This window comes from uncultured Nocardioides sp. (genome assembly GCF_947489365.1).
In the GTDB taxonomy this organism is placed as follows: domain Bacteria; phylum Actinomycetota; class Actinomycetes; order Propionibacteriales; family Nocardioidaceae; genus Nocardioides.
The window spans coordinates 134,636-155,647 of sequence record NZ_CANLDB010000007.1; the positions used below are offsets into that span (position 1 = coordinate 134,636).

16 protein-coding genes are annotated in these 21,012 nt (G+C 73.3%); 5 read left to right on the plus strand and 11 right to left on the minus strand.

The annotated features are described in order from the left end of the window. Positions 1 to 15 precede the first annotated feature (15 nt). Together pgm and glgC are read right to left on the minus strand one after the other, a co-directional pair. Positions 16 to 1,656, minus strand: a complete 1,641-nt coding sequence (gene pgm, locus Q0858_RS17850; protein WP_299057331.1) for a phosphoglucomutase (alpha-D-glucose-1,6-bisphosphate-dependent) — start codon at positions 1,654 to 1,656, stop codon at positions 16 to 18. 132 nt (positions 1,657 to 1,788) lie between these two features. Beyond that, entirely contained in the window at positions 1,789 to 3,054 is a 1,266-nt protein-coding gene (gene glgC / locus Q0858_RS17855) for a glucose-1-phosphate adenylyltransferase (RefSeq protein ID WP_299057334.1), read from the minus strand. A gap of 201 nt (positions 3,055 to 3,255) precedes the next feature. Between glgC and Q0858_RS17860 the strand changes: the two genes are divergently transcribed. From Q0858_RS17860 to Q0858_RS17880, 5 genes are all read left to right on the plus strand, one after another. Beyond that, entirely contained in the window at positions 3,256 to 3,519 is a 264-nt protein-coding gene (locus tag Q0858_RS17860; RefSeq protein WP_299057337.1) for a hypothetical protein, read from the plus strand. Beyond that, positions 3,516 to 3,902, plus strand: a complete 387-nt coding sequence (locus Q0858_RS17865) for a PIN domain-containing protein (RefSeq protein WP_299057339.1) — start codon at positions 3,516 to 3,518, stop codon at positions 3,900 to 3,902. Before Q0858_RS17860 ends, Q0858_RS17865 begins: the two co-directional genes overlap by 4 nt. A gap of 116 nt (positions 3,903 to 4,018) precedes the next feature. Continuing rightward, positions 4,019 to 5,224, plus strand: a complete 1,206-nt coding sequence (gene glgA, locus Q0858_RS17870; protein WP_299057342.1) for a glycogen synthase — start codon at positions 4,019 to 4,021, stop codon at positions 5,222 to 5,224. Positions 5,225 to 5,291: 67 nt separating this feature from the next. Continuing rightward, positions 5,292 to 7,835 (plus strand): S8 family serine peptidase, encoded by a 2,544-nt coding sequence (locus Q0858_RS17875; RefSeq protein ID WP_299057345.1) that lies wholly within the window; start codon positions 5,292 to 5,294, stop codon positions 7,833 to 7,835. 117 nt (positions 7,836 to 7,952) lie between these two features. Beyond that, the gene (locus tag Q0858_RS17880) at positions 7,953 to 9,581 is read left to right on the plus strand and encodes an alpha/beta-hydrolase family protein (protein WP_299057347.1); all 1,629 of its coding nucleotides are present in this window, start codon (positions 7,953 to 7,955) and stop codon (positions 9,579 to 9,581) included. A gap of 49 nt (positions 9,582 to 9,630) precedes the next feature. On the opposite strand, the gene Q0858_RS17885 is transcribed toward Q0858_RS17880, so the two are convergent. The 9 genes from Q0858_RS17885 to Q0858_RS17925 all read right to left on the minus strand — a co-directional run bounded on the left by Q0858_RS17885 (position 9,631) and on the right by Q0858_RS17925 (position 20,903). Next, complete coding sequence (locus tag Q0858_RS17885) at positions 9,631 to 10,440, minus strand: GntR family transcriptional regulator (protein ID WP_299057349.1); 810 nt, start codon at positions 10,438 to 10,440, stop codon at positions 9,631 to 9,633. 5 nt (positions 10,441 to 10,445) lie between these two features. Further along, positions 10,446 to 11,501, minus strand: a complete 1,056-nt coding sequence (pdxA, locus tag Q0858_RS17890) for a 4-hydroxythreonine-4-phosphate dehydrogenase PdxA (RefSeq protein ID WP_299057352.1) — start codon at positions 11,499 to 11,501, stop codon at positions 10,446 to 10,448. Further along, positions 11,498 to 12,733 carry a four-carbon acid sugar kinase family protein gene (locus tag Q0858_RS17895; RefSeq protein WP_299057355.1) on the minus strand — a complete coding sequence of 412 codons (1,236 nt, stop codon included), beginning with the start codon at positions 12,731 to 12,733 and terminating at the stop codon, positions 11,498 to 11,500. Before Q0858_RS17895 ends, pdxA begins: the two co-directional genes overlap by 4 nt. Then, the gene (locus Q0858_RS17900) at positions 12,730 to 13,749 is read right to left on the minus strand and encodes a 2-keto-3-deoxygluconate permease (protein ID WP_299057357.1); all 1,020 of its coding nucleotides are present in this window, start codon (positions 13,747 to 13,749) and stop codon (positions 12,730 to 12,732) included. The genes Q0858_RS17895 and Q0858_RS17900 overlap by 4 nt, the downstream gene beginning before the upstream one ends. Positions 13,750 to 13,927: 178 nt before the next feature. Further along, positions 13,928 to 14,842: a hydroxymethylglutaryl-CoA lyase gene (locus tag Q0858_RS17905; RefSeq protein WP_299057359.1), complete on the minus strand. Its 915-nt coding sequence runs from the start codon at positions 14,840 to 14,842 to the stop codon at positions 13,928 to 13,930. Then, the gene (locus tag Q0858_RS17910; RefSeq protein ID WP_299057360.1) at positions 14,839 to 15,453 is read right to left on the minus strand and encodes an isochorismatase family protein; all 615 of its coding nucleotides are present in this window, start codon (positions 15,451 to 15,453) and stop codon (positions 14,839 to 14,841) included. Before Q0858_RS17910 ends, Q0858_RS17905 begins: the two co-directional genes overlap by 4 nt. A 265-nt stretch (positions 15,454 to 15,718) precedes the next feature. Continuing rightward, positions 15,719 to 17,590 carry a hydantoinase B/oxoprolinase family protein gene (locus Q0858_RS17915; protein ID WP_299057363.1) on the minus strand — a complete coding sequence of 624 codons (1,872 nt, stop codon included), beginning with the start codon at positions 17,588 to 17,590 and terminating at the stop codon, positions 15,719 to 15,721. 3 nt (positions 17,591 to 17,593) lie between these two features. Next, on the minus strand, positions 17,594 to 19,681 hold the full coding sequence (locus tag Q0858_RS17920) for a hydantoinase/oxoprolinase family protein (protein WP_299057366.1): 2,088 nt from the start codon (positions 19,679 to 19,681) through the stop codon (positions 17,594 to 17,596). 10 nt (positions 19,682 to 19,691) lie between these two features. Further along, on the minus strand, positions 19,692 to 20,903 hold the full coding sequence (locus tag Q0858_RS17925) for a CoA transferase (protein ID WP_299057369.1): 1,212 nt from the start codon (positions 20,901 to 20,903) through the stop codon (positions 19,692 to 19,694). Positions 20,904 to 21,012: the final 109 nt, after the last annotated feature.

Here is a 21,012-nt window from a genome sequence, read left to right on the forward strand (position 1 = left end):
CGCAGGCGTGGAGGCTCAGCCCAGCGCCGCCGACACGACCTCCCGCGCCTCGGCCTGCACCTCGGCGAGGTGCTGGGGCCCGCGGAACGACTCGGCGTAGATCTTGTAGACGTCCTCGGTGCCGCTGGGGCGGGCGGCGAACCACGCCGACTCGGTGGTCACCTTCAGTCCGCCGATCGCCGCGCCGTTGCCGGGGGCCTCGGTGAGCTTGCCGGTGATCTCCTCCCCCGCCAGCGACGTCGCCGCGACGTCGTCCGGGCTCAGGGCGGCCAGCTTCGCCTTCTGGGCGCGGTCGGCGGGCGCGTCGACCCGGGCGTACGCCGGCTCGCCGTGCTCGGCAACCAACGCGGCGTAGTGCTCACTCGGCGACTTGCCGGTCGCGGCTTGGATCTCCGAGGCCAGCAGGCACAGCAGCAGGCCGTCCTTGTCGGTGGTCCACGTCGAGCCGTCGCGGCGCAGGAACGACGCGCCCGCCGACTCCTCGCCGCCGAACCCGAACGAGCCGTCGATCAGCCCCGGCACGAACCACTTGAACCCCACCGGCGTCTCCACCAGCGGCGCCCCCACCTGCGCGGCGACCCGGTCGATCATCGACGACGACACCAGCGTCTTGCCGATCTGCGCCCCGGCCGGCCAGTCGGGCCGGGCGCCGCCGAACAGGTAGCCGATCGCGACCGCCAGGAAGTGGTTCGGGTTCATCAGCCCCGCGTCGGGGGTGACGATGCCGTGGCGGTCGGCGTCCGCGTCGTTGCCGGTGGCGATGTCGAAGTCATCCTTGCGCCCGATCAGCGAGGCCATCGCCGACGGCGAGGAGCAGTCCATGCGGATCTTCTCGTCCCAGTCCAGCGTCATGAACCGCCACGTCGGGTCGACCAGCGGGTTCACCACCGTCAGGTCCAGGCCGTACCGCTCGGCGATCTCGCCCCAGTAGTGGACGCTCGCGCCGCCCAGCGGGTCCGCGCCGATCCGCACCCCCGCCTCGCGGACCTTCGCCAGGTCCACCACCGAGGGCAGCGCGTCGACGTACGCGCCGAGGAAGTCGTAGCGGTGCACCTGCCCGCGCGCCTTCTCGAGCGGCGTACGCCTGACCTCGGCGAGGCCGCCGCGGATCAGCTCGTTCGCGCGGGCGGCGATGGTCTTGGTGGCGTCGGAGTCCGCGGGGCCGCCGTGGGGCGGGTTGTACTTGAACCCGCCGTCCCCGGGCGGGTTGTGCGAGGGGGTGACGACGATGCCGTCGGCGAGCCCGGAGCCGGTGGTGCGGCCGCCGTTCGCGTCGATGATCGCCAGCGACACCGACGGGGTCGGGGTGTAGCCGTCACGGTCGTCGACCATCACCGTCACGTCGTTGGCGACCAGCACCTCCACCGCGCTCGCCCACGCCGGCGTCGACAACGCGTGGGTGTCGGCGCCGAGGAACAGCGGGCCGTCGTAGGACTGGCTGCGGCGGTAGTCGACGATCGCCTGGGTGGTGGCGAGGATGTGCGCCTCGTTGAACGACGTCTTCAGCGACGACCCGCGGTGGCCGCTGGTGCCGAAGGCGACCTGCTGGTCGGCGTCCTCGGGGTCGGGCTGGCGGGTGTAGTACGCCGTGACCAGGGCGGGGACGTCGACGAGGTCCTGCGGCTGGGCGACGGTGCCGGCGCGGGATGCGGTCATGGGAGTCTCCTGGGCTGCAGTCGTGATCAGGTCGTCGGGAGGGTCACCGGGTTTCGAGGCGCCTCGCTGGCGCTCGGCACACCTCAACCACCGGTGGGGCGGCTGGCGCTCGGCACACCTCAACCACCGGCGTCACTCGATGACCTGGTCCTTCGCGAGCACGGTGAGCCCGTCCTCGACGGTGAAGCCGCGGGCGCGGTCGGCCTCGGGGTCGACGCCGATCTGCGCGCCGGGCGGGACGACGACGTTCTTGTCGAGGATGGCGTTCTTGATGACCGCACCCTCCCCCACGTGGACGCCGTTGAGCAGGACGGCGCCGTCGATCCTCGCCTCGGAGTCGACGCGCACCGAGGGCGACAGCACGGAGTCGCGCACCGAGCCTCCGGACACGAGAACACCCGGAGAGAGGATCGAGTTGAAGACCGAGGTCGGGGCCATCCCCGGGCCCTCGGTCAGCTTCGCCGGGGGCAGCGGGCCGTAGTCGGTGTAGATCGGCCACTCGTGGTTGTAGAGGTTGAACACCGGCAGGTGGGCGACCAGGTCCATGTGGGCGGCGTAGTAGGAGCCCATCGTCCCCACGTCGCGCCAGTAGCCGCGGTCGCGGTCGTTGGCGCCGGGGACGTCGTTGTCCTTGAAGTCGTAGACGCCGGCGGCGTTCCGGTCCACGAACGCCGGGATGATGTCGCCGCCCATGTCGTGCTTGGTCTCCCCCTCCTCGAGCGCGCCGTCGCGGACGACGGCCTCCCGCAGCGCGTCGGCGTCGAAGACGTAGTTGCCCATCGAGGCCAGCACCTCGTGGGGAGCGTCGGGCAGGCCCTGCGGGTTCGTGGGCTTCTCGAGGAAGGCGCGGATCCGGGACGGCGAGGCGGGGTCGACGTCGATGACGCCGAACTGGTCGGCCATCTCGATCGGCTGCCGGATCGCGGCGACGGTCGCGGCGGCGCCGGACTCGACGTGCGCGTCGACCATCTGCGAGAAGTCCATGCGGTAGACGTGGTCGGCGCCGACCACGACGACGATGTCGGGCTTCTCGTCGTTCAGCAGGTTCAGCGACTGGTAGATCGCGTCGGCGGAGCCGAGGTACCAACGCTTGCCCATCCGCTGCTGCGCCGGGACCGGGGTGACGTAGTTGCCGAGCAGCGTCGACATGCGCCACGTGGTGGAGACGTGGCGGTCGAGGCTGTGGGACTTGTACTGCGTCAGCACGACGACCTGCAGGTAGCCGGAGTTCACGACGTTGCTGAGCGCGAAGTCGATGAGCCGGTAGATCCCGCCGAACGGCACCGCCGGCTTCGCCCGGTCGGCGGTCAGCGGCATCAGCCGCTTGCCCTCCCCGCCGGCCAGCACGATCGCCAGCACCTTCTTGCGGCCACGGCTGCGTCCTGGGGAGGTGGTCATGGCGTCACGCTAGTAGTGAGGGGGGTCACGGGGCGAGGGTGGCGCACCAGCTCCTGGCCCGAACCCCCGGTGGTCGAGCCTGTCGAGACCTACACGGTCGTCCCGGTCTCGACGAGCTCGACCACAGCGGGCCACTCTCGGCTCGCGGGATCACCTCTGTCACGGGTGTAGCACCAAGACCAGATGGAGCTACACTTCGGGATGCCCACCACGCGACCGCGGCACTTCGTCACAGAGACGGACGACCTCGCCCGCGCCCTCGACGACGCAGCCAGGCGCTGGCCCGACCTGAGCCGGGCGCAGCTCCTGGTGCGGCTCGCGATGGAGGGCGACCGCGCCGCCCACGCGGAGCAGGAGGAGCGCCGACGGCGGCGCATCGCCGCCGTACGCCGTCACAGCGGCGCGCTCGAGGGCGTCTACGGTCCGGACGCCCTCCGGGACCTGCGGGACGACTGGCCGTCGTGATCGTCCTCGACGCGAGTGTCCTGATCGGTTACCTCGAGACTCAGGACGCGCATCATGCGCGAGCGGAGGACCTCCTCGCGGCCGAGATCGAGGACGACTTCGCCGCCAGTGTGGTGACGCTCGCCGAGGTCCTCGTGGCGCCTGCCCGCAGCGGACGGGTGGCTGCGGTGGAGGCAGCGCTGTCCGACCTCGAGGTGGCCGAGCTCGCGCTGCCGTCCGACGCGGCACGCGAGCTGGCGGAGCTGCGAGCGACGTCGGCGCTGAAGATGCCCGACTGCTGCGTCCTTCTCGCCGCTCTGAGTCACGGCGCGCGCCTCGGCACGTTCGACGCTCGTCTGGGAACGGCGGCCGCCGAGCGCGGGGTGACCGTCCTCGGGGGATGAGCCCTCAGCACCGGAGGTAGGGGTCTCGACAAGCTCGACCACCGGGGGTCGGGCTTGACACCGGGGGTCGGGCACGACCACCGGGGGTCGGGCTTCGCTGCCACTAGGTTGTCGCCATGCGAGTCGACGTGCTGAGCAAGGAGTACCCGCCGGAGATCTACGGCGGGGCGGGGGTCCACGTCGCCGAGCTGGTGCGGGCGCTGCGGGCGGTGCCGGACGTCGACGCGCGGGTGCACTGCTTCGGTGCGCCGCGCGACGAGGCCGGGACGACGGCGTACGCCGACCTCGCGGAGCTGTCCGGCGCGAACGGCGCCATCACGACGCTCGGCGTCGACCTCGCCATGGTCGGCGGGTGCGCGGGGGCGGACCTGGTGCACTCCCACACCTGGTACGCCAACATGGCCGGCCACCTCGCCTCGCTGCTGCACGGCGTCCCCCACGTCGTCTCCGCGCACAGCCTCGAGCCGATGCGGCCGTGGAAGGCCGAGCAGCTCGGCGGCGGGTACGCCGTGTCCAGCTGGGTCGAGAAGACGGCGTACGAGGCGGCCGCCGGGATCATCGCCGTCAGCGCCGCGATGCGCGACGACGTGCTGCGCAGCTACCCCGACGTCGACCCGGCACGCGTCCACGTCGTGCACAACGGCATCGACACCGACCTGTGGAGCCCCGTCACCGACCCCGACCGGGTCCGCTCGCACGGCGTCGACCCCGACCGCCCGAGCGTCATCTTCGTCGGGCGCATCACCCGCCAGAAGGGGCTGCCGCTGTTCCTCCGCGCCGCCGCGCAGCTGCCGCCGGAGGTGCAGCTCGTGCTGTGCGCCGGCGCCCCGGACACCCCCGAGATCATGGCCGAGGTCCGCGGCCTCGTGGACGGTCTCGCCGCCGAGCGCGACGGGGTCGTGTGGATCGACGAGATGCTCCCCCGAGCCGACGTCGTCGCGCTGCTCAGCGCTGCCACCGTCTTCGCGTGCCCCTCCGTCTACGAGCCCCTCGGGATCGTCAACCTCGAGGCCATGGCGTGCGAGACCGCGGTGGTCGCGACGGCGACGGGCGGCATCCCGGAGGTCGTGGTCTCGACAGGCTCGACCACCGATTCACCGACCGGCTGGCTCGTCCCCATCGAGCAGGTGCAGGACGGCACGGGCACCCCGGTCGACCCCGAGAAGTACGTCGCCGACCTCGGCGCCGCCCTGGTCGACGCGGTGTCCGATCCCGACCGCGCCCGGGAGTACGGCGTCGCCGGGCGCCGGCGGGCGCAGGAGTCGTTCAGCTGGCCCGCGATCGCCGAGCGCACCTTGGAGATCTACCGCTCGCTGGTCTGAGGGCCGACGGCGCCTCCGGCGCCGATAAACCTGGCGCAGCGTCGGCGTGCAGGTATGTACTGCCGCCATGAGCCCCCTGCGACGTGTCGTCGCCCTGACCGCGGCCGGCGTCGTCGCGACCGCGCTGACCCAGGTCGTCCCGACGACCGCGAGCGTCGGGACGGTCGCGCTGCCGGCCGCCCCGTCGCCGTCCGCGGCGGACGACGACCGCGCCCTCGGCAACGGCCTCGGCCGGCTGGTCGCGCAGAAGGACGCTGCCGGCGTGCCGGGGTACGCCGGCGGGCTGGTCGTCGACCAGGACGCGCTGGCGATCCGGGACGACGAGGGCCGCGTGCTGGTGCAGCTCGGGACGGCGACCGGTGGCGACACCGCCGCGCTGCGCGAGGCCGTGGCCGACCTGGGCTTCGTCGAGACCGCGGACGACCCGGCGACCGGCGTCCTGGAGGGCTTCGCCCCGCTGTCGGCCGTCGAGGACCTCGCCGGGCTCGACGACCTCGGCACGCTCACGCAGGTCCCGCGCCCGCTGACCTTCAGCGGCGACGCGACGTACCAGGGCGCCGCTCTGCAGCGGGCCGACGTACTGATCGAGCAGGGCATCGACGGCGACGGCATCACGGTCGGCGTGCTCTCGGACTCCTACGACACCGCCACGCTGTCCGTCGATGGCGGTCCCGTCGCGACCCGCGCCGCCGACGACGTCGCCTCGGGCGACCTCCCGGGTGCGGGCAACCCCGAGGGCAACACCGACCCGGTCGTCGTCCTCGAGGACAACGACGACCCCGCCGCCCGCGACGAGGGCCGGGCGATGCTGCAGGTCATCCACGACAGCGCGCCCGGGGCGCGGCTGTGCTTCGCGACCGGGACCGACGGCGAGCTCGGGTTCGCCGACAACATCCGCGCGCTCGCCGACCCCGACGGCCCTTGCGGTGCGGACGTGATCGTGGACGACGTCCGCTACCCCAGCTCGCCGTTCTTCTCCGACGACGCCATCACGCGAGCGGCCGAACGGGTCGCGGTGCGGCAGGGCGTGGCCTACTTCTCCGCCGCCGGCGACAACGGCGCCCAGAACACCTTCCGGACCGCGGTCGACCTGCTGACCCCCGCCCAGGCCCGGGCCAACGCCCGCAAGGTCGGCCTCGACCTGTCCGACGTCGACCCGGCCCTCTACGCCGGCGGGATGCAGGACATGGAGTTCCGCCGCGGGGTCGACGTCGCCCAGACCCTCCAGCTGGAGCCCGGCGGGGGCCTGTTCAACCTCCAGTGGGCCGACCCGGTCGACCCCGACGGCGGGACGCCCGGCGAGCCGTCGGACACCTCGACGGACTTCGCCGCCCTGCTTTTCGCACCGAACGGCGACTACCTCGGCGCCATCGACGAGGACAACCGGCTGACCGGCCGGCCCGGCGAGCTCGCCCTTCTCTCCCGGTCCGAGACCCGCTACACCGCGGTGCAGCTGGTCCTGGCCCGAGCCTCCACCGGGCCGACGGAGGTGCAGGAGATCGGCTACGTCAACGACGGCGGGATCCGCACCGACGAGTACTACATCGCCCGCGACCCCGGGATCTACGGCCAGGCCGGCTCCGACAACGTGATCACGGTCGCCGCGTACGACGGCCTCGGTCCGTACCTGCCCGAGGCGACGACGTCACCCGGCGGGAAGATGCGCTACTACTTCTCCCCCGACGGCGACCGGTACCGGTTCGGCGACCTGCGCCGCAAGCCCGACATCTCCGCCGTCGGCGGCGGCAACACGACGTTCTTCGGGACCGACGACGTCCGTGACGCCGACGACCTCCCGAACTTCGGCGGCACGAGCGCGTCCGCCGCCCAGGCCGCCGCCATCGGCGCCCTGGCGCTGCAGAAGGCCGGTGGCCCCGGCTCGGTGCGTCCCGGGCCGCTGGAGCGCGCGATGGAGTCGTCGGGCTACGAGCACAACCGGCTCCCGTTCTCGGCCGGCGACACCGTCTTCAGCGACGACTTCGAGAACGACGTCCGCCTGGGCGTGGTCGGGTTCCCCGGTCTCGAGCGCTCGGGCAGCGACCTCTCGATCGCCGACCCGGACGCGTTCCGCCTGCGCTACGAGGGGGAGGTCCCGCTCAGGTCCGTCACCCTGCTGGGCGACACGGCGGGGCCGACCGCCCCCGGCGCGACACCCGGCGCACCCTCGGGCGGCATCGTCTTCGACCCCCGGCCCCTCGGGCCGCGAGGGCGCTACGACCAGGGCGGCTACCCGTTCACGCTCGGCTACCGCTACAACGTGGACCGCGCCGACATCCGGACCCAGCTGCTCCGGCGGGTGGGGTCCACGCCGTTCCACCAACGCCTCCGCATCACGTTCACCAAGCCCGTCACAGAAGGTTTCCTGCGTTTCGGCATCGACCGGGACCTCCGGTACCCGGGACCGCCGTCCGGCGGCAACTCGGGAGACCAGCTCGGTGAGCAGACCCTGTTCGCGGGCAGCGGGGTCCCGGCCCAGGGCATGAAGTTCGTGGCCGTCCTGCGCAACGGCGACCGGCTCACGGGACGGATGGGCGGCCTCATGAGCAGGCGCTACACGCCCACCGACGGCTTCGGCGTCACGATCGCGCCGTCCCTCGCGAGCAGGTACTGACCGTGGTCACGCCCGGGGCGGCGCGGGCGACGCGAGCGCTCGGGTCCGGTCCGGCGTGCGACCCGACGTGACCGCGGCACTGTACGAGGGGTCCGCCCGGGCGACACACTGAGGGACATGGGCAGGCACGGACTGTCGCTGCCCGGCCTGTGGGCCGCGACGGCGCTCGCCTTCCTGTCGTTCACGCCGTCGCTGCTCCCGCGCGGGGTGGCGTACCAGGGACTCGTCGCCGGGGTGGTCGCCGCGATCGGCTACGGCCTCGGGGTGCTCGTGACCGCCGTGGTCCGGGAGCTGGGTGACCGGGCGGTGGGCGTGTGGAGCCCGCGGGCGTGGCGGGTCTGGTGGATCTGGCTGGGTGTCGGCACCGTCGTCTCGCTGATCGCCGGACACGTCTGGCACCGCCAGTCCAGCGCGCTGGTGGGACTCGAGCCGGTGAGCCCCTGGGCGGTGCCGCTCAGCCCTGTCGTCGCAGTCGCCGTCTTCGCGCTGCTCCTGGCGGTGGGTCGCGGGCTGCGCGGCATCACCCGTCATACGGCGCGCTGGTTGGAGCGTCGTACGAGCGCCCGCGCCGCCCGTGTCATCAGCACCGGGGCCGTGGTCGTGGCCACGGCGCTGGTGTTCAGCGGGGTGCTGCTCGACGGGATCGTGGCGACGGTGGACCGGTCCGCCAGCGTCGGTGACCTGCTCACCCCCGACGGTGTGACGAGGCCGACCACCCCGCTGCGCTCCGGGAGCCCGGAGTCGCTGGTCGACTGGGACGAGCTCGGCCGGGAGGGCCGGGTCTTCGTGGGCCGGGGACCGACCGCCGAGGACATCACCGCGCTGACCGGCGAGCCCGCCGAGGAGCCGGTCCGGATCTTCGCCGGGGTGGCCTCGGCCGAGGACGAGCGGGAGCGGGCCGAGCTGGCCGCGGCCGACCTGGAGCGCGCCGGAGGCTTCGAGCGCGAGCGGCTGCTCGTGGTGACCACGACCGGCACCGGGTGGGTGGAGCCGAGCGTGGCGACGAGCTTCGAGTACCTCGCCGACGGCGACTCCGCGATCGTCGGCATGCAGTACTCCCACCTGCCCTCGCCCCTGTCGTACTGGGTCGACGAGGAGCGTGCCCGCGACGCCGGGCGGGCGCTGTTCGACGCGGTGTACGCGCGACTCGCCGCGATCCCCGCCGAGGACCGCCCCGAGCTGTACGCGTTCGGCGAGTCCCTCGGCTCGTTCGGCGGGGAGGCGGCGTTCAGCGGCAGCGGCGACATGGCCACCCGTCTCGACGGTGCGCTGTTCGTGGGGCCACCGCGCTTCAACCCGCTCTACCGCGAGCTCCTCGCCTCCCGCGACCCCGGCAGCCCGGAGATCGAGGCCGACTACCGGGACGGCGAGACCATCCGGTTCACGCTCGACGCCCGCCGTCCCGCGCCGCCCGAGGACGCCCCTTGGTCGGGCTCACACATCCTCTACTTCCAGCACGCCTCGGACCCCGTCACCTGGTGGAGCCCCGACCTGATCCTCCAGCGACCCGACTGGCTCGAGGAGGAGCGCGGCCCGGACGTCTCCGCGTCGATGGTGTGGATCCCCTTCGTCACCTTCGGCCAGGTCTCCGCCGACCTCGCGCTCGGCTTCGGCACCCCGCCCGGCACCGGGCACATCTTCAGCGGTCGGCACGCGTACGCCTGGGACCAGGTCCTCGGCACCAACTGGCCCCGCGAGCAGCTCGACGCGCTGTCGGAGCTCACGACGCGGCGGTCGGATCCGTGAACCGGTCCGGCGGCGTCGCCTCCGGTCGATCGAGGCCGGCGAGGCCCCGTCAACGTCTCGGGGAGTCCCGCAGCGCCGCGACCTCGGCCCGGGCCTGGTCCAGCAATCCCGTGACCCGGTCGAGCGCCCCGGCCTCGACCTCGCTCCCAGAGCCGCCGCCGGGCCGCAGGCCGACGTCGAAGGCGACGAGGTCGGAGCGGTGCCAGGTGGAGAACACCTCGACCACCTCGCCGCGCTGGTCGACGCTGGTGCCCTCGAGCAGCAGCAGGGGGTCTCTCTCGTCGACCTCGAGGGCCTCCGCCAGCGGGGAGCTCGCGGCGACCGCGCGGATGGTCCGGCGGCCCCCGGCGACGCCGCGCCCGGTGGCCGCGCGGACCACCTTGTGCAGCGAGCCGTCCTCGAGGTCGGCGACGTCGATGGCGGTCACCACGGACGCCGGCAGGTAGGTGCGGATGAACGCCACCGGGCGTCCGTCGACGCGCCGCAGCCGCTCGAGCACGTGGACGTCGTCGCCCAGCTCGTCGGCGTGCTGCGGCACCGAGGCCGGCTCGCAGCGCAGCACGGTCGTGGAGGTGGTGCTGCCCGCGCCCTGGAGCTGGTCCATCAGCCCGGACGACATCTCCACGTCGCGGTGCAGCTCCGGCTGGGGGGCGACGACGGTGCCCCGGCCCTGGGCGCGGCGTACGAGTCCCTCGGCCTCGAGGGTGGCGAGCGCCTGACGGACGACCGACCGGGAGACCGAGAACTCCTCCTGCAGCGCGCTCTCGCTGGGCAGCAGCTCGCCGGGCGTCAGCTCGCGGTCGTGGATCCGGCCGCGCAGCTGGGCGGTGAGTCGGGCGTGCAGGGGCGTCCTCGCCATGGGCGTCACGCTAGGGCCTGCTCCGCCTCCTGCGCGGTGCGCCACACGTGGTCCCAGCCGGGGGCGAGCGCGGCGGCCCGCTCGGCGGCGAGCACGAGGCTGGCCTCCCGCGCGACGCCCTGCCCGGCGATGTCGAAGGCGGTGCCGTGGTCGACCGACACCCGTACGACGGGCAGCCCGACGGTGATGTTGACGCCCTCGTCGCCGTACACCGCCTTGAACGGCGCGTGGCCCTGGTCGTGGTAGCAGACGACCACGAGGTTCCACTTCCCGTTGACGGCCTGCGGGATCAGCGCGTCGGCGGGCAGGGGGCCGTGGACGTCGAGCCCGGCGGCGCGGGCGCGCTCGACGGCGGGGGCGAGGACGTCGGCGTCCTCGTCGCCGAAGATCCGGTTCTCCCCGGCGTGGGGGTTGAGGCCGGCGAGGCCGATCCGCTCGTCGGGCCGGCCGAGCGCCTTCGTGAACGCGCCGACCAGCTTGAGGACGGCGTCGGTGCGCTCGGGGGTGACGTCGTCGATGGCCCGGCGCAGCGAGACGTGGGTGGTGAGGTGGAAGAAGTAGAGGTCGCCGGCCGAGAGGACGAGCGAGAAGTTCGTGACCCCGAACTCGTGGGCCAGCAGCTCGGTGTGGCCCGGGAACTGGTGTCCGCCCGCGTGCATGGCGGCCTTGTTGAGTGGGGCGGTGACGATCGCGTCGACGACGCCCTGCTTCGCGAGGTCGCAGGCGGTGACGACGAAGCGGTGCGACCCGTCGCCGGCGTCGGGGTGGATCTCGCCGAGCCCGACGTGGCCCAGCGACGGACCGGCCTGCAGCACCTCGAGGGTGTCGGGGTCGTTGGTGGCGTCGCGGACGTCGTCGAGCACCCGCACCTTCGCCGGGTCCTCCCCCACGGTCTCGCAGCCGCGGCGCAGCGCGTCGGCGTCCCCGATGACGACGGGGACGGCCCTCTCGCGCAGGTCGGGGTGGTGCAGCATCGTCCGCGCGGTGATCTCGGGGCTGATGCCGGCGACGTCGCCGAGGGTCAGGGCGAGCACGGGCTTGGTCTCGGGCGTGGTCGTCATGAGGCGTTCTCCGTCGTGTCGTCGGTCATCAGGGTGTCGAGCAGGGTCAGCAGGGTGGTGTCGTCGCCGAAGCCGCCGGCCTTCGTGACGACGGGGAGGCCGTCCAGGTCGCCGCCCGCGACCTCGCCGTACGGCACGCCCTCGAGGAGGCGGCCGTGGATGCGCAGGCCGTCGGCGGACGCGGCCCGCAGCGTGGCCTCCGCCCCGTCGCCGCCGACGAGCACGATGGCGTCGACGCGGTGGCGGGCGTCGCCGGCCCAGGCGGCGGTACGGCGTCCCAGCGCAGCGGCGAGCGCGGCGCTGCGGTGCGGCTCGGTGCGCTCGTCGGGCGAGACGAGCACCACGGGGCCGTCGCCGTCGGGCGCCGCGGGCAGCGGTGCGTCGCCGAGCAGCTCCTCCGCAGCGGTGGCGACCCGGGTGACGTCCGGGCGGCCGGCGACCAGCGCGTCGACCTGCTGCCGCGCGGTGGCGTGGTGGGAGGAGACGAGGACGAGCGGTCGTCGTACGCCGGCGGGCGGCGGGGTCGCCTCGCCGTCGCCGCCCCACAGCCGGGCCAGGGGGGCCGCGAGACCGGCGGAGCCCGCGGGGACGGCCCGCGGGCCGAGGGCGACGAGGACCGCGGCGACCCGGGCGAGGTCGGCGTCGTCCGCGGCGTCGACGACGAGGACGTCGGCGCCGGTGGCGCCCCAGACCGCCGCGGTCGCGGTGGGGTCCTCGCCGCTCGGCGCGGGGACGGGGACCGAGCCGCCGACCAGGTCGGTGACCAGGTCGTGGCGCACCGGGGTGACCGGGTCGCGCCCGGCGGGCGAGGCGGTGACGGGCTCGCCGTGCACGGTCAGCAGGCCGCCCTCGACCCGGCGTCCCATCGCGGGGTAGGCGGGGCAGAGGACGACGAACGCGTCAGGCCGGGTACGACGCCGCGCGGTCAGCGCGCCGCGGAGCTGTCCGGCGACCGACCCCCGCAGGGTGGAGTCGACCTTGAGGTAGACGTGGTCGCCGGCGGCGAGCTCCTCGGCCGCGACGGCGTCGCGGGTGACGGCGGCCGCCGCGTCGTCGTCCAGGGCGCGGCTGTCGGTGGACACCGCGACCGTGCCGGGCACGGGGGCGGCGTCGCGGTCGACCCGCATCCGCAGGGTGCTGGGCCAGCCGGCCGCCGCGAACTGCACGCCGCAGTCGTTGGCGCCGGTGAGGTCGTCGGCGACGACGAGGACGCGCGGGTGGGCGTCGCTCACGCCTTCGCCTCCCCGACGAGCTCCACGCCGTCCTCGTCGACGACGGTCAGACCACCCTCCCGCTTGAGCACCCACGCGGCGATGACCGGCGCGAGGATCGCGGTGATGAGGGCCGAGGCGGCCACCTGGGCGGTGGCCGTGGCGACGTACGGCTCGAACGCGGGGTCGGCCGCGGCGACGATCGCCGGGGTGGCGATGGCGTTGCCGGCCGTCGTCCCGGCGGCGAAGCCGAGGCCGCTCTTGGCGCCGCGGCGCAGGACGATCTTGTAGCCGAGGTAGACGAACAGCCCGGTCACGGGGGCGACGATCGCGCCGACCAGCAGGCCGGAGGCACCGCCGGCCACCACGGCGCCGAGGTCGATGCCCGTGCCGAGCGCGAAGGCGAAGAACGGGATGACGATGGTCGGCGTCGGGCGCATGACCTCGCGCCACTTCGGGTCGAGGTTGCCCACGAGCATGCCGAGCAGGAACGGGATCACGGCGCCGAGCAGCAGCAGGCCGGGTATGGCGGCCAGGCCGGACGCGCCCAGGAACAGCATCGAGAAGAACGGGCCGTCGTTCAGCGCGGAGGCCATGTAGGCGCCGCGGTCCCGCTTGTCGCCGTACCGGCCCGTGAAGGCGAGCCACAGCCCGCCGTTGGAGTTGTCGACGGCCACCAGCAGGGCGAGGATCGACACCCCGGCGACCCCGTCGATGCCCACGAGCAGCCCGAGACCCACGACGAGGGACGCCGGGATGATCGACTTCGTCACCAGGATGACCGCGGAGTGCGCGAGCACGGGCCCGCTGGTGCGGAGCGTGACGTGGGTGCCGGTCGCGAAGATCAGCAGGGCGATGAGCGCGAGGGCGCTGTCGCGGAACAGCGCGGTGGTGAAGCTGCCGATGTCGAGCGCCGGCATCGCGAAGGTGCCGATGATCGATCCGAGCACCAGCGGCACGAGCATCAGACCGCCGGGGATCCGGTTCATCGTGTCGTAGATCGGGACGAGGGTCTTCTCGGCTGTGGGGTGGGACATGGGGCTCCGTCGTCGAGGGATCAAGGCGTACGACTTGTACGTACAGGTTGTCCCTACATTGGCGGTCGCCACAGCGATCTGTCAACGCCCGGACGGCCGAGCGCGGCGCAGTCCCCCGACTGCGGATGTCCCGGCACAGCAGGGTCTACCCGCGTGCGGGCGGGCCAAACCCGGCGGATCAGGCCGGGAACGGCCCGGCCCGCAGGAGGCCGCTGGGCAGGCGGGTGCCGAGGCGCTGCTCGAGCCAGGCGGCGGCGTCGGTGAGCGTGGCGAGGTCGAGCCCGGTCGCGACGCCGGTGCGGTCGAAGAGGTAGGCGAGGTCCTCGGTGGCGACGTTGCCCGTCGCGGCGGGCGCGAACGGGCACCCGCCGGCCCCGCCGATGCTGGCGTCGAGGGTGGCGACGCCGGCCGCGACGCCCGCGACCGCGTTGGCGACGCCGGTGTGGCGGGTGTCGTGCAGGTGCAGCCGCAGCGGCAGGTCGTCACCCGCGACCTCCCGGGCGAGCGCGACGCGGGCGGTGACGTCCGCGGGGACGGCGACGCCGATCGTGTCGGCCAGCGCCAGCTCGTCGGGCCCGGCGTCGACGACGCGGCCCACCACCTCGCGGAGGCGGTCGAGGGTCACCTCACCCTCGAACGGGCAGCCGAACGACGCCCCGATGGTCACCGTCGTGAACACCCCGGCGCCGCGGGCCTCGGTCACCAGGTCCGCGGCGAGGTCGCACATCGCGGCGGTGTCGACGCCCTGGTTGCGGCGGCAGAAGGTGTCGGTGGCGACGACCACCACGTCGACCTCGTCGACGCCCCCGGCCAGGGCCCGGTCGAGGCCGCGCCGGTTCATCACGAGGCCGGCGTACGAGACACCGTCGGGACGGGGCAGCGCCGCCATCAGCTCGTCGGCGTCCGCCATCTGCGGCACCCGGGCGGGGTTGACGAAGCTGGTGACCTCGATGCGGCGGGCGCCGGCGGCGACCGCGCGGGCGACGAGCTCGACCTTGTCGGTGGTGCTGAGCACCGTGTCCTCGTTCTGCAGCCCGTCGCGCGGGGCCATCTCGACGATGCCGACCCTCGTCGCCGACGAGGGGTCCGTCATGCGTCACCCCCCAGGTACCGCACGGCGAACCTCTCGTCGACGACCTCGGCGTACTTGCTGCGCAGGTCGAACAGCGTCGCCTCGTGGACGGCCGGCGTCCGGTCGCCGACGGCCTCCTCGACCACCAGGGGGACGAAGCCGTGCTGGATCGCGTCCACCGCGGTGGCGCGGACGCAGCCGCTCGTGCTGACGCCGGTGATCACGACGGTGTCGGCGCGCATCGCGGTCAGGGTCGAGGCCAGGGACGTGCCGAAGAACGAGCTGGCGTACTGCTTCACCACCACCAGCTCCCCGTCGACCGGGGCGACCTCGGGCATCAGCGCGGCGAGCGGGCCCCCGCCGTACAGGTGGCGCAGGGCGGGGACCTTGCGCACGAACATCCCGCCGTCACGCCCGTCGGGGGCGAACTCGACCCGGGTGTGCACCACCGGTACGCCGGCCTCCCGCGCCGCACCGAGCACCCGCGCGGCCGAGTCGAGGCACGACCGCGAGGGGAGGTTCAGGGGGCTGTCGTCGTCGAAGTAGGCGCGCATGAGGTCGACCATCACGACCACGGGCGCACTGCCGGGGGTGAGTCCGCCGCCGAAACCCTCGTCGGGTGCGTCGGTCATGGGGTGGCCTCCGGTGCGTCGGTCTGTCGGCTGCGGCGATCTCGTGGCTCGGCCGTGGCCGGCCTCGCACCTCGATCTCCGACGCGCCGGAGGTCGAGGTGCCGCGAGCCCGCGCTTGTACTGAGCCTGTCGAAGTGAGGAGCCACGAGACCCCAGCACCGGACCGACTCCCCCGTCACCGGATCTCGTGGCTCGGCCGTGGCCGGCCTCGCACCCTTCGACAGGCTCAGGACACCGCCTCGATCTCCGGGATGGTGCGCCTGCCTCACAGCGGGACCGGGGGCTTGGGGCGCGGGAGGCCGGTCTCCTCCTCGCACCGCTCGAGGATGGTCTCGAGGGGTGGGCCCATGTCGAAGGTCGGGAGCGGGTCGGGGCGGCCGACGGCCATCTCGGCCCGCAGGCTCTCGGTCGCCGCGGTGTCGACGACACCCTCGTCGTCGCAGACGACGCCGAAGCGGCGCGCGCCGTCCACGCTGACGAGCCCGCGGAGCACCTCGAGCCCGACGGTCTCCGGCTCGCGGGCGAGCGGGTCGCCCCAGCCGCCGCCACCCCAGGTGACGAAGTGGAGCAGCTCGCCGGCCTTCACCGGGTAGTCGTGGATCTTGCTGGCGAGCACCTCGGTGGTGCCGTCGGGCCGCTCGATCCACTTGCGCCCGCGGGTGCCGGGGTGGCCGCCGTTGACGCCCCACGGGTAGGTCAGCCAGCGGTCGTCGTGGATGGCGATGGTGCCGTCCTCGAGGAACCGGTAGGCGACGTCCACGCCGTTGCCGCCGCGGTGGAGCCCGGCGCCGCCGGTGTCGGCGACGGTCTCCCACTGCTCGATGCGCAGCGGGTAGTACGACTCGAGGTACTCGCAGGGGATGTTGACGAACGACGGCCACAGCGAGTGGCCGTCGGGGCCGTCGCCGATCGGGCGGCCGGGGATGCCGCCGAAGCCGATCGAGTACAGCTGGAACCACTCCCCCTTGCGGGCGCCCTCGCCGTACGTGCCGGAGTACATGAAGTGCGGCGAGGAGGAGAACCCGGCGGCGTTCAGCAGGTCCGGGTTGGTCTGCCCGAGCAGGCCGCCGAACAGGTCGAAGACCCGGCCGATGCCGTGGTTGCGGGCGTTGAGGGCGGCCGGGTACTTCGGGCGCCAGAACGACTCCTCCGGGATGACGACGTCCACCAGCGGGTAGAAGCCGTCGTTCCAGAGGATCTGCGGGTCGGCGACGGTGATCATGTAGATCCCGAAGAACATCCGGACCAGGTTCTCGTTGATGAAGTAGTTGATCGGTCCCTGCGCCTGCGGGCTCGACCCGGTGAAGTCGAGGACGACCTTGTCGCCGGTCCGGGTGAGGCTCAGCTTGAGCTCGTACGGCCCGAAGCCGACGCCGTCGTCGCAGATGTAGTCGGTGAACGAGATCGTCTGGCCCTCGGCGAAGACCATCTGCAGCAGCGTCTTCATCGCCCGGTAGTTGCGGTCGAGCAGCGCGTCGAGCGCCGAGGTGTAGGTGTCGACGCCGAAGCGGGCGCACATCTCCTGGACCCGGCGCGACGCCGTACGACAGGCCGCGACGATGCCGTTGAGGTCGGCGCGGTTCCAGTCGGGCTTGCGGACCTGGTTGAGGATGATCCGCAGCGCGTCGTCGTCCAGCTTCCCCTTCTTGTAGAGGGTGAAGGGCGGGATGACGACGCCCTCCTCGAAGATCGTGCGCGCGTCGGTCGGCATGGACGCCGGGGTCTTGCCGCCGACGTCGGACATGTGGCCGAACATCGACGCCCAGCCCACGATCCGGCCCTCGAAGAAGATCGGCATCACGACCAGCCAGTCGTTCGCGTGGCTGATGGCGGCGCCGCAGGAGTACGGGTCGGAGGTCAGGAGGACGTCGCCCTCCTCGATGTCGCCGTCGTAGTTGGCCAGGAAGTCGGGGATCGACAGGCCGAACTGGCCGACGACCATCTTGCCCTCGGGGTCGCCGATGAGCGGGAACTCGTCGTGCTGCTCGCGGATGCCCGGCGACAGCGCGGTGCGGAACAGCACCTCGTCCATCTCGTAGCGCGCGTTGCGCAGCCCGTTCTCGATCAGGTCGAGGGTGACGACGTCGACGTCGACGGGGCTCAGCGGCCCGGTGGCGGTCTCGATGAGGCGTGCCATGGCTCAGCCTTCCTGGTGCTCGGACGGGGACTGCTCGAGGGGGCGGATCAGCATGCTGCCGCTCGTGTGGACCGTCGCGGCGTGACCGGGGAGGACGAGGGTGGTGGAGTCCATCTCGGTGACGACCGCGGGACCGGTCACGACGTCGTCGGCCCGCAGGCGTTCCCTGTCGTAGACGCGGGCGTCGGCCTCGGCGCCGCCGACCCACACCCGGGTGGTGCCGACCTCGGCGGCGGACGGGTCCCCGCCACCCCCCTCCAGGTCCTGCCCGGCCACCGACGGGCGGGGCCCGTGGGCGGTGGCGCGGACGGTGACCAGCTCGCACTCGGTGCCGAGCACGAACGAGAACAGCCGCTCGTGCTCGACCTCGAACGCCTTGCGGATCGACTCGAGCCCGGCCCCGGCGCCGTCGAACGCGTCGCGGTCGATCGTCACCGGGATCTCGAAGCCCTGCCCGTGGTAGCGCAGGTCGGCGGTGAAGACGGTGCGCTGGTCGGCCTCGGCGATGCCCTCCCGGCTCAGCGTCGAGGACGCCGCCGCGGCGAGCTCGTCGAGGATCGCGCCGAGGCTGTCGTCGGTGAGGTCGTCGAAGCGTCGTACGAGGGTGCGGACGGCCTCGTCGCGGACGTTGGTGGTGGCGTCGCCGTACGCGCAGAGCACGCCGGGCGACGGCGGGATGATCACCGGCCAGGCGCCGGTCAGCACGCCGAGCGCGTTGGCGTGCAACGGTCCCGCGCCGCCGAAGGCGACCAGCGCGAAGTCGCGCGGGTCGAAGCCCTGCTGCACCGAGACCAGGCGCAGCGCGCCGAACATGTTCTCGTTGACGATGTCGACGATCCCCGCGGCCGCGGCCTCCGGGGTCTCGAGGCTGGTGGCGTCCGCGATGGTGCCGACCGCGGCGCGGGCCGCGTCGCGGTCCAGGGCGATCTCGCCGCCGGCGAGCTGCGTCGGCAGGTAGCCGAGGACGACGTTCGCGTCGGTCACGGTCGGCTCCTGCCCGCCCGCGCCGTACGCCGCGGGGCCGGGCGAGGCGCCCGCCGACTGCGGCCCGACGCGCAGCGCCTGGGTCAGCGGCGGCACGTGCGCGATCGACCCGCCGCCGGCGCCGACGGTGCGGACGTCGACCGAGGTGGCGCGGACGGTGAGGTCGCCGACGCGGGTCTCCCGGCCGATGCGGGGCGTGGAGTCCTGCACGAGGGCGACGTCGGTGGAGGTGCCGCCCATGTCGAAGGTGAGGAAGTCGGTGTAGCCGACCTGCGCGGCGACCCAGGCGGCGCCGGTGACGCCGCCGGCCGGCCCGGACAGCAGCAGGTTGACCGGGTTGTCGGCGGCGACCTCGCCGGAGACCAGGCCGCCGTCGCTGCGCAGGATGCTCAGCTTGCCGGGCACCCCGCCGTCCCTCAGCTGGGTGGCCAGGTTGGCGACGTACCGCGAGACCTGCGGCTGGACCGCCGCGTTCGCGACGGTGGTGATGGTCCGCTCGTACTCCCGCAGCTCGGGCAGCACCGCCGACGACAGCGACACCGCGACGCCGGGCAGCTCCTCGGCGGCGAGCTCGCCGATCCGGCGCTCGTGGGCGTCGTTGGCGTAGGAGTTGATGAGGCTGACGCTCAGCGCCTCGACACCGCGCCGGTGCAGGCGGCGCAGCTGGGTGCGGACGGCGTCCTCGTCGAGCGCGGTGACCACGCTGCCGTCGGAGGCGACCCGTTCGGGCACCTCGACGGTGTCCTCCAGGGCGGCCAGCGGCTCGGGCTTCGGCCAGATGATCCAGCCGGCGAGCCCGCCGGGGACGTAGGACCGGGCGATCTGGAGGACCTGGCGGAAGCCCTGGGTGGTCACGAGACCGACCCGGGCGCCCTTGCCCTCGAGGATCGCGTTGGTCGCGACGGTGGTGCCGTGGAGGACCTCGGAGATCTCCGCCATCGTCACGCCGGCGGCCTCGCAGACCCGCTCGATGCCGCGCAGGACCCCGACGGACTGGTCCTCGGGGGTCGAGGACGTCTTGGCGCGGTGGGTCTCGCCGGTCTCCTCGTCGACCAGCAGGATGTCGGTGAAGGTGCCGCCGACGTCGACGCCCAGTCTGATTGCCATGGTGTCCTCCTCAGATGACGCCGGAGTCGCGCAGCGACGACATGGTGTCGTCGTCGAGCCCCAGCAGGTCGCGGTAGATCTCTTCGTTGTGCTGTCCCAGCTCGGGCCCGACGGCGCGGACGCGCCCGGGGGTCTGCGACAGCTTGGGGACGACGTTGTGCATGGCGAACTCGCCGATCTCCGGGTGCGTGAGCCGGACGATGGCCTCCCGGGCGGCGAAGTGCGGGTCGGCCAGCATGTCCTGGGCCTTGAAGATGCGACCCGCGGGGACGCCGTTCTCGTGGAGCAGCTCGAGGAGCTCCTCGGCGGGCAGCGTCGCCGTCCACGCGGCGACCGTGTCGTCGAGCTCGACCATGTACCGACCCCGGGCGCCGTGGGTGGCGTAGCGCTCGTCGACCGCGAGGTCGTCCCGGCCCATGGCGGCGGCCAGCCGCTTGAACACGGTGTCCTGGTTGGCGGCGACGAGCACCATCTCGCCGTCCGCCGTCGGGTAGACGTTGCTCGGCGCGACGTTCGGCAGCGTGGTGCCGGTGCGCTCGCGCTGGTAGCCCGCGACCTGCCACTCGGGGACGAGCGACTCCATCATCGCGAGCACCGCCTCGTAGATCGCGGAGTCCACGACCTGCCCGCGGCCGGTGCGCTCGCGCTGGTGCAGCGCGACGAGGGTGCCGAGGCAGGCGAAGGTCGCCGCGAGCGAGTCGCCCAGCGAGACCCCGGCGCGGGCCGGCGGGCGGTCGGGGTCGCCGGTCACGTAGCGGATTCCGCCCATGGCCTCGCCGATGGAGCCGTAGCCGGCGCGGGCGGCGTACGGGCCCGTCTGGCCGAAGCCGGTGACCCGGGTGATCACGAGCCGCGGGTTCAGCTCCCACAGCTGCTCGGGCGACAGGCCCCAGCGCTCGAGCGTGCCGGGACGGAAGTTCTCGACGAGGACGTCGGCGTCCGTGAGGAGCCGACGCAGGAGGTCCTGGCCCACGGCGCTGCGCAGGTTCGCGGTCACCGACTTCTTGTTGCGGGCGACGACGGGCCACCACAGCGAGCGGCCGTACGGCTTCTCGCGGCCCCACTGCCGCATCGGGTCGCCACTGCCCGGGTCCTCGACCTTGATCACCTCGGCGCCGAAGTCGCCGAGCAGCTGGCCGCAGAACGGCCCCGCCAGCAGCTGGCCGAGCTCGATCACGCGGAGGTCGTCGAGGGGCATGCCCGCGACGTCGTCGTGCGCCATGCACACCGTCCTCTTCGTATACAGCGTAAGACGTGAGTGAGCCAGATCACGGGCTCAGGTGGAGCAACGTAGGGGTGCCGTTCGAGAGAGGTCAAGGGCCCATCCCCCA

Excerpts from the sequence above, each read along its gene's own strand:
- Q0858_RS17860 (WP_299057337.1), top strand. The coding sequence starts at position 3,256 with ATGCCCACCACGCGACCGCGGCACTTCGTCACAGAGACGGACGACCTC.
- Q0858_RS17875 (WP_299057345.1), top strand. The coding sequence starts at position 5,292 with ATGAGCCCCCTGCGACGTGTCGTCGCCCTGACCGCGGCCGGCGTCGTC.
- Q0858_RS17920 (WP_299057366.1), bottom strand. The coding sequence starts at position 19,681 with ATGGCAATCAGACTGGGCGTCGACGTCGGCGGCACCTTCACCGACATC.
- Q0858_RS17905 (WP_299057359.1), bottom strand. The coding sequence starts at position 14,842 with ATGACGGACCCCTCGTCGGCGACGAGGGTCGGCATCGTCGAGATGGCC.
- pdxA (WP_299057352.1), bottom strand. The coding sequence starts at position 11,501 with ATGACGACCACGCCCGAGACCAAGCCCGTGCTCGCCCTGACCCTCGGC.
- pgm (WP_299057331.1), bottom strand. The coding sequence starts at position 1,656 with ATGACCGCATCCCGCGCCGGCACCGTCGCCCAGCCGCAGGACCTCGTC.
- Q0858_RS17880 (WP_299057347.1), top strand. The coding sequence starts at position 7,953 with ATGGGCAGGCACGGACTGTCGCTGCCCGGCCTGTGGGCCGCGACGGCG.
- glgA (WP_299057342.1), top strand. The coding sequence starts at position 4,019 with ATGCGAGTCGACGTGCTGAGCAAGGAGTACCCGCCGGAGATCTACGGC.
- Q0858_RS17885 (WP_299057349.1), bottom strand. The coding sequence starts at position 10,440 with ATGGCGAGGACGCCCCTGCACGCCCGACTCACCGCCCAGCTGCGCGGC.
- Q0858_RS17900 (WP_299057357.1), bottom strand. The coding sequence starts at position 13,749 with ATGTCCCACCCCACAGCCGAGAAGACCCTCGTCCCGATCTACGACACG.
- Q0858_RS17925 (WP_299057369.1), bottom strand. The coding sequence starts at position 20,903 with ATGGCGCACGACGACGTCGCGGGCATGCCCCTCGACGACCTCCGCGTG.
- Q0858_RS17910 (WP_299057360.1), bottom strand. The coding sequence starts at position 15,453 with ATGACCGACGCACCCGACGAGGGTTTCGGCGGCGGACTCACCCCCGGC.
- glgC (WP_299057334.1), bottom strand. The coding sequence starts at position 3,054 with ATGACCACCTCCCCAGGACGCAGCCGTGGCCGCAAGAAGGTGCTGGCG.
- Q0858_RS17915 (WP_299057363.1), bottom strand. The coding sequence starts at position 17,590 with ATGGCACGCCTCATCGAGACCGCCACCGGGCCGCTGAGCCCCGTCGAC.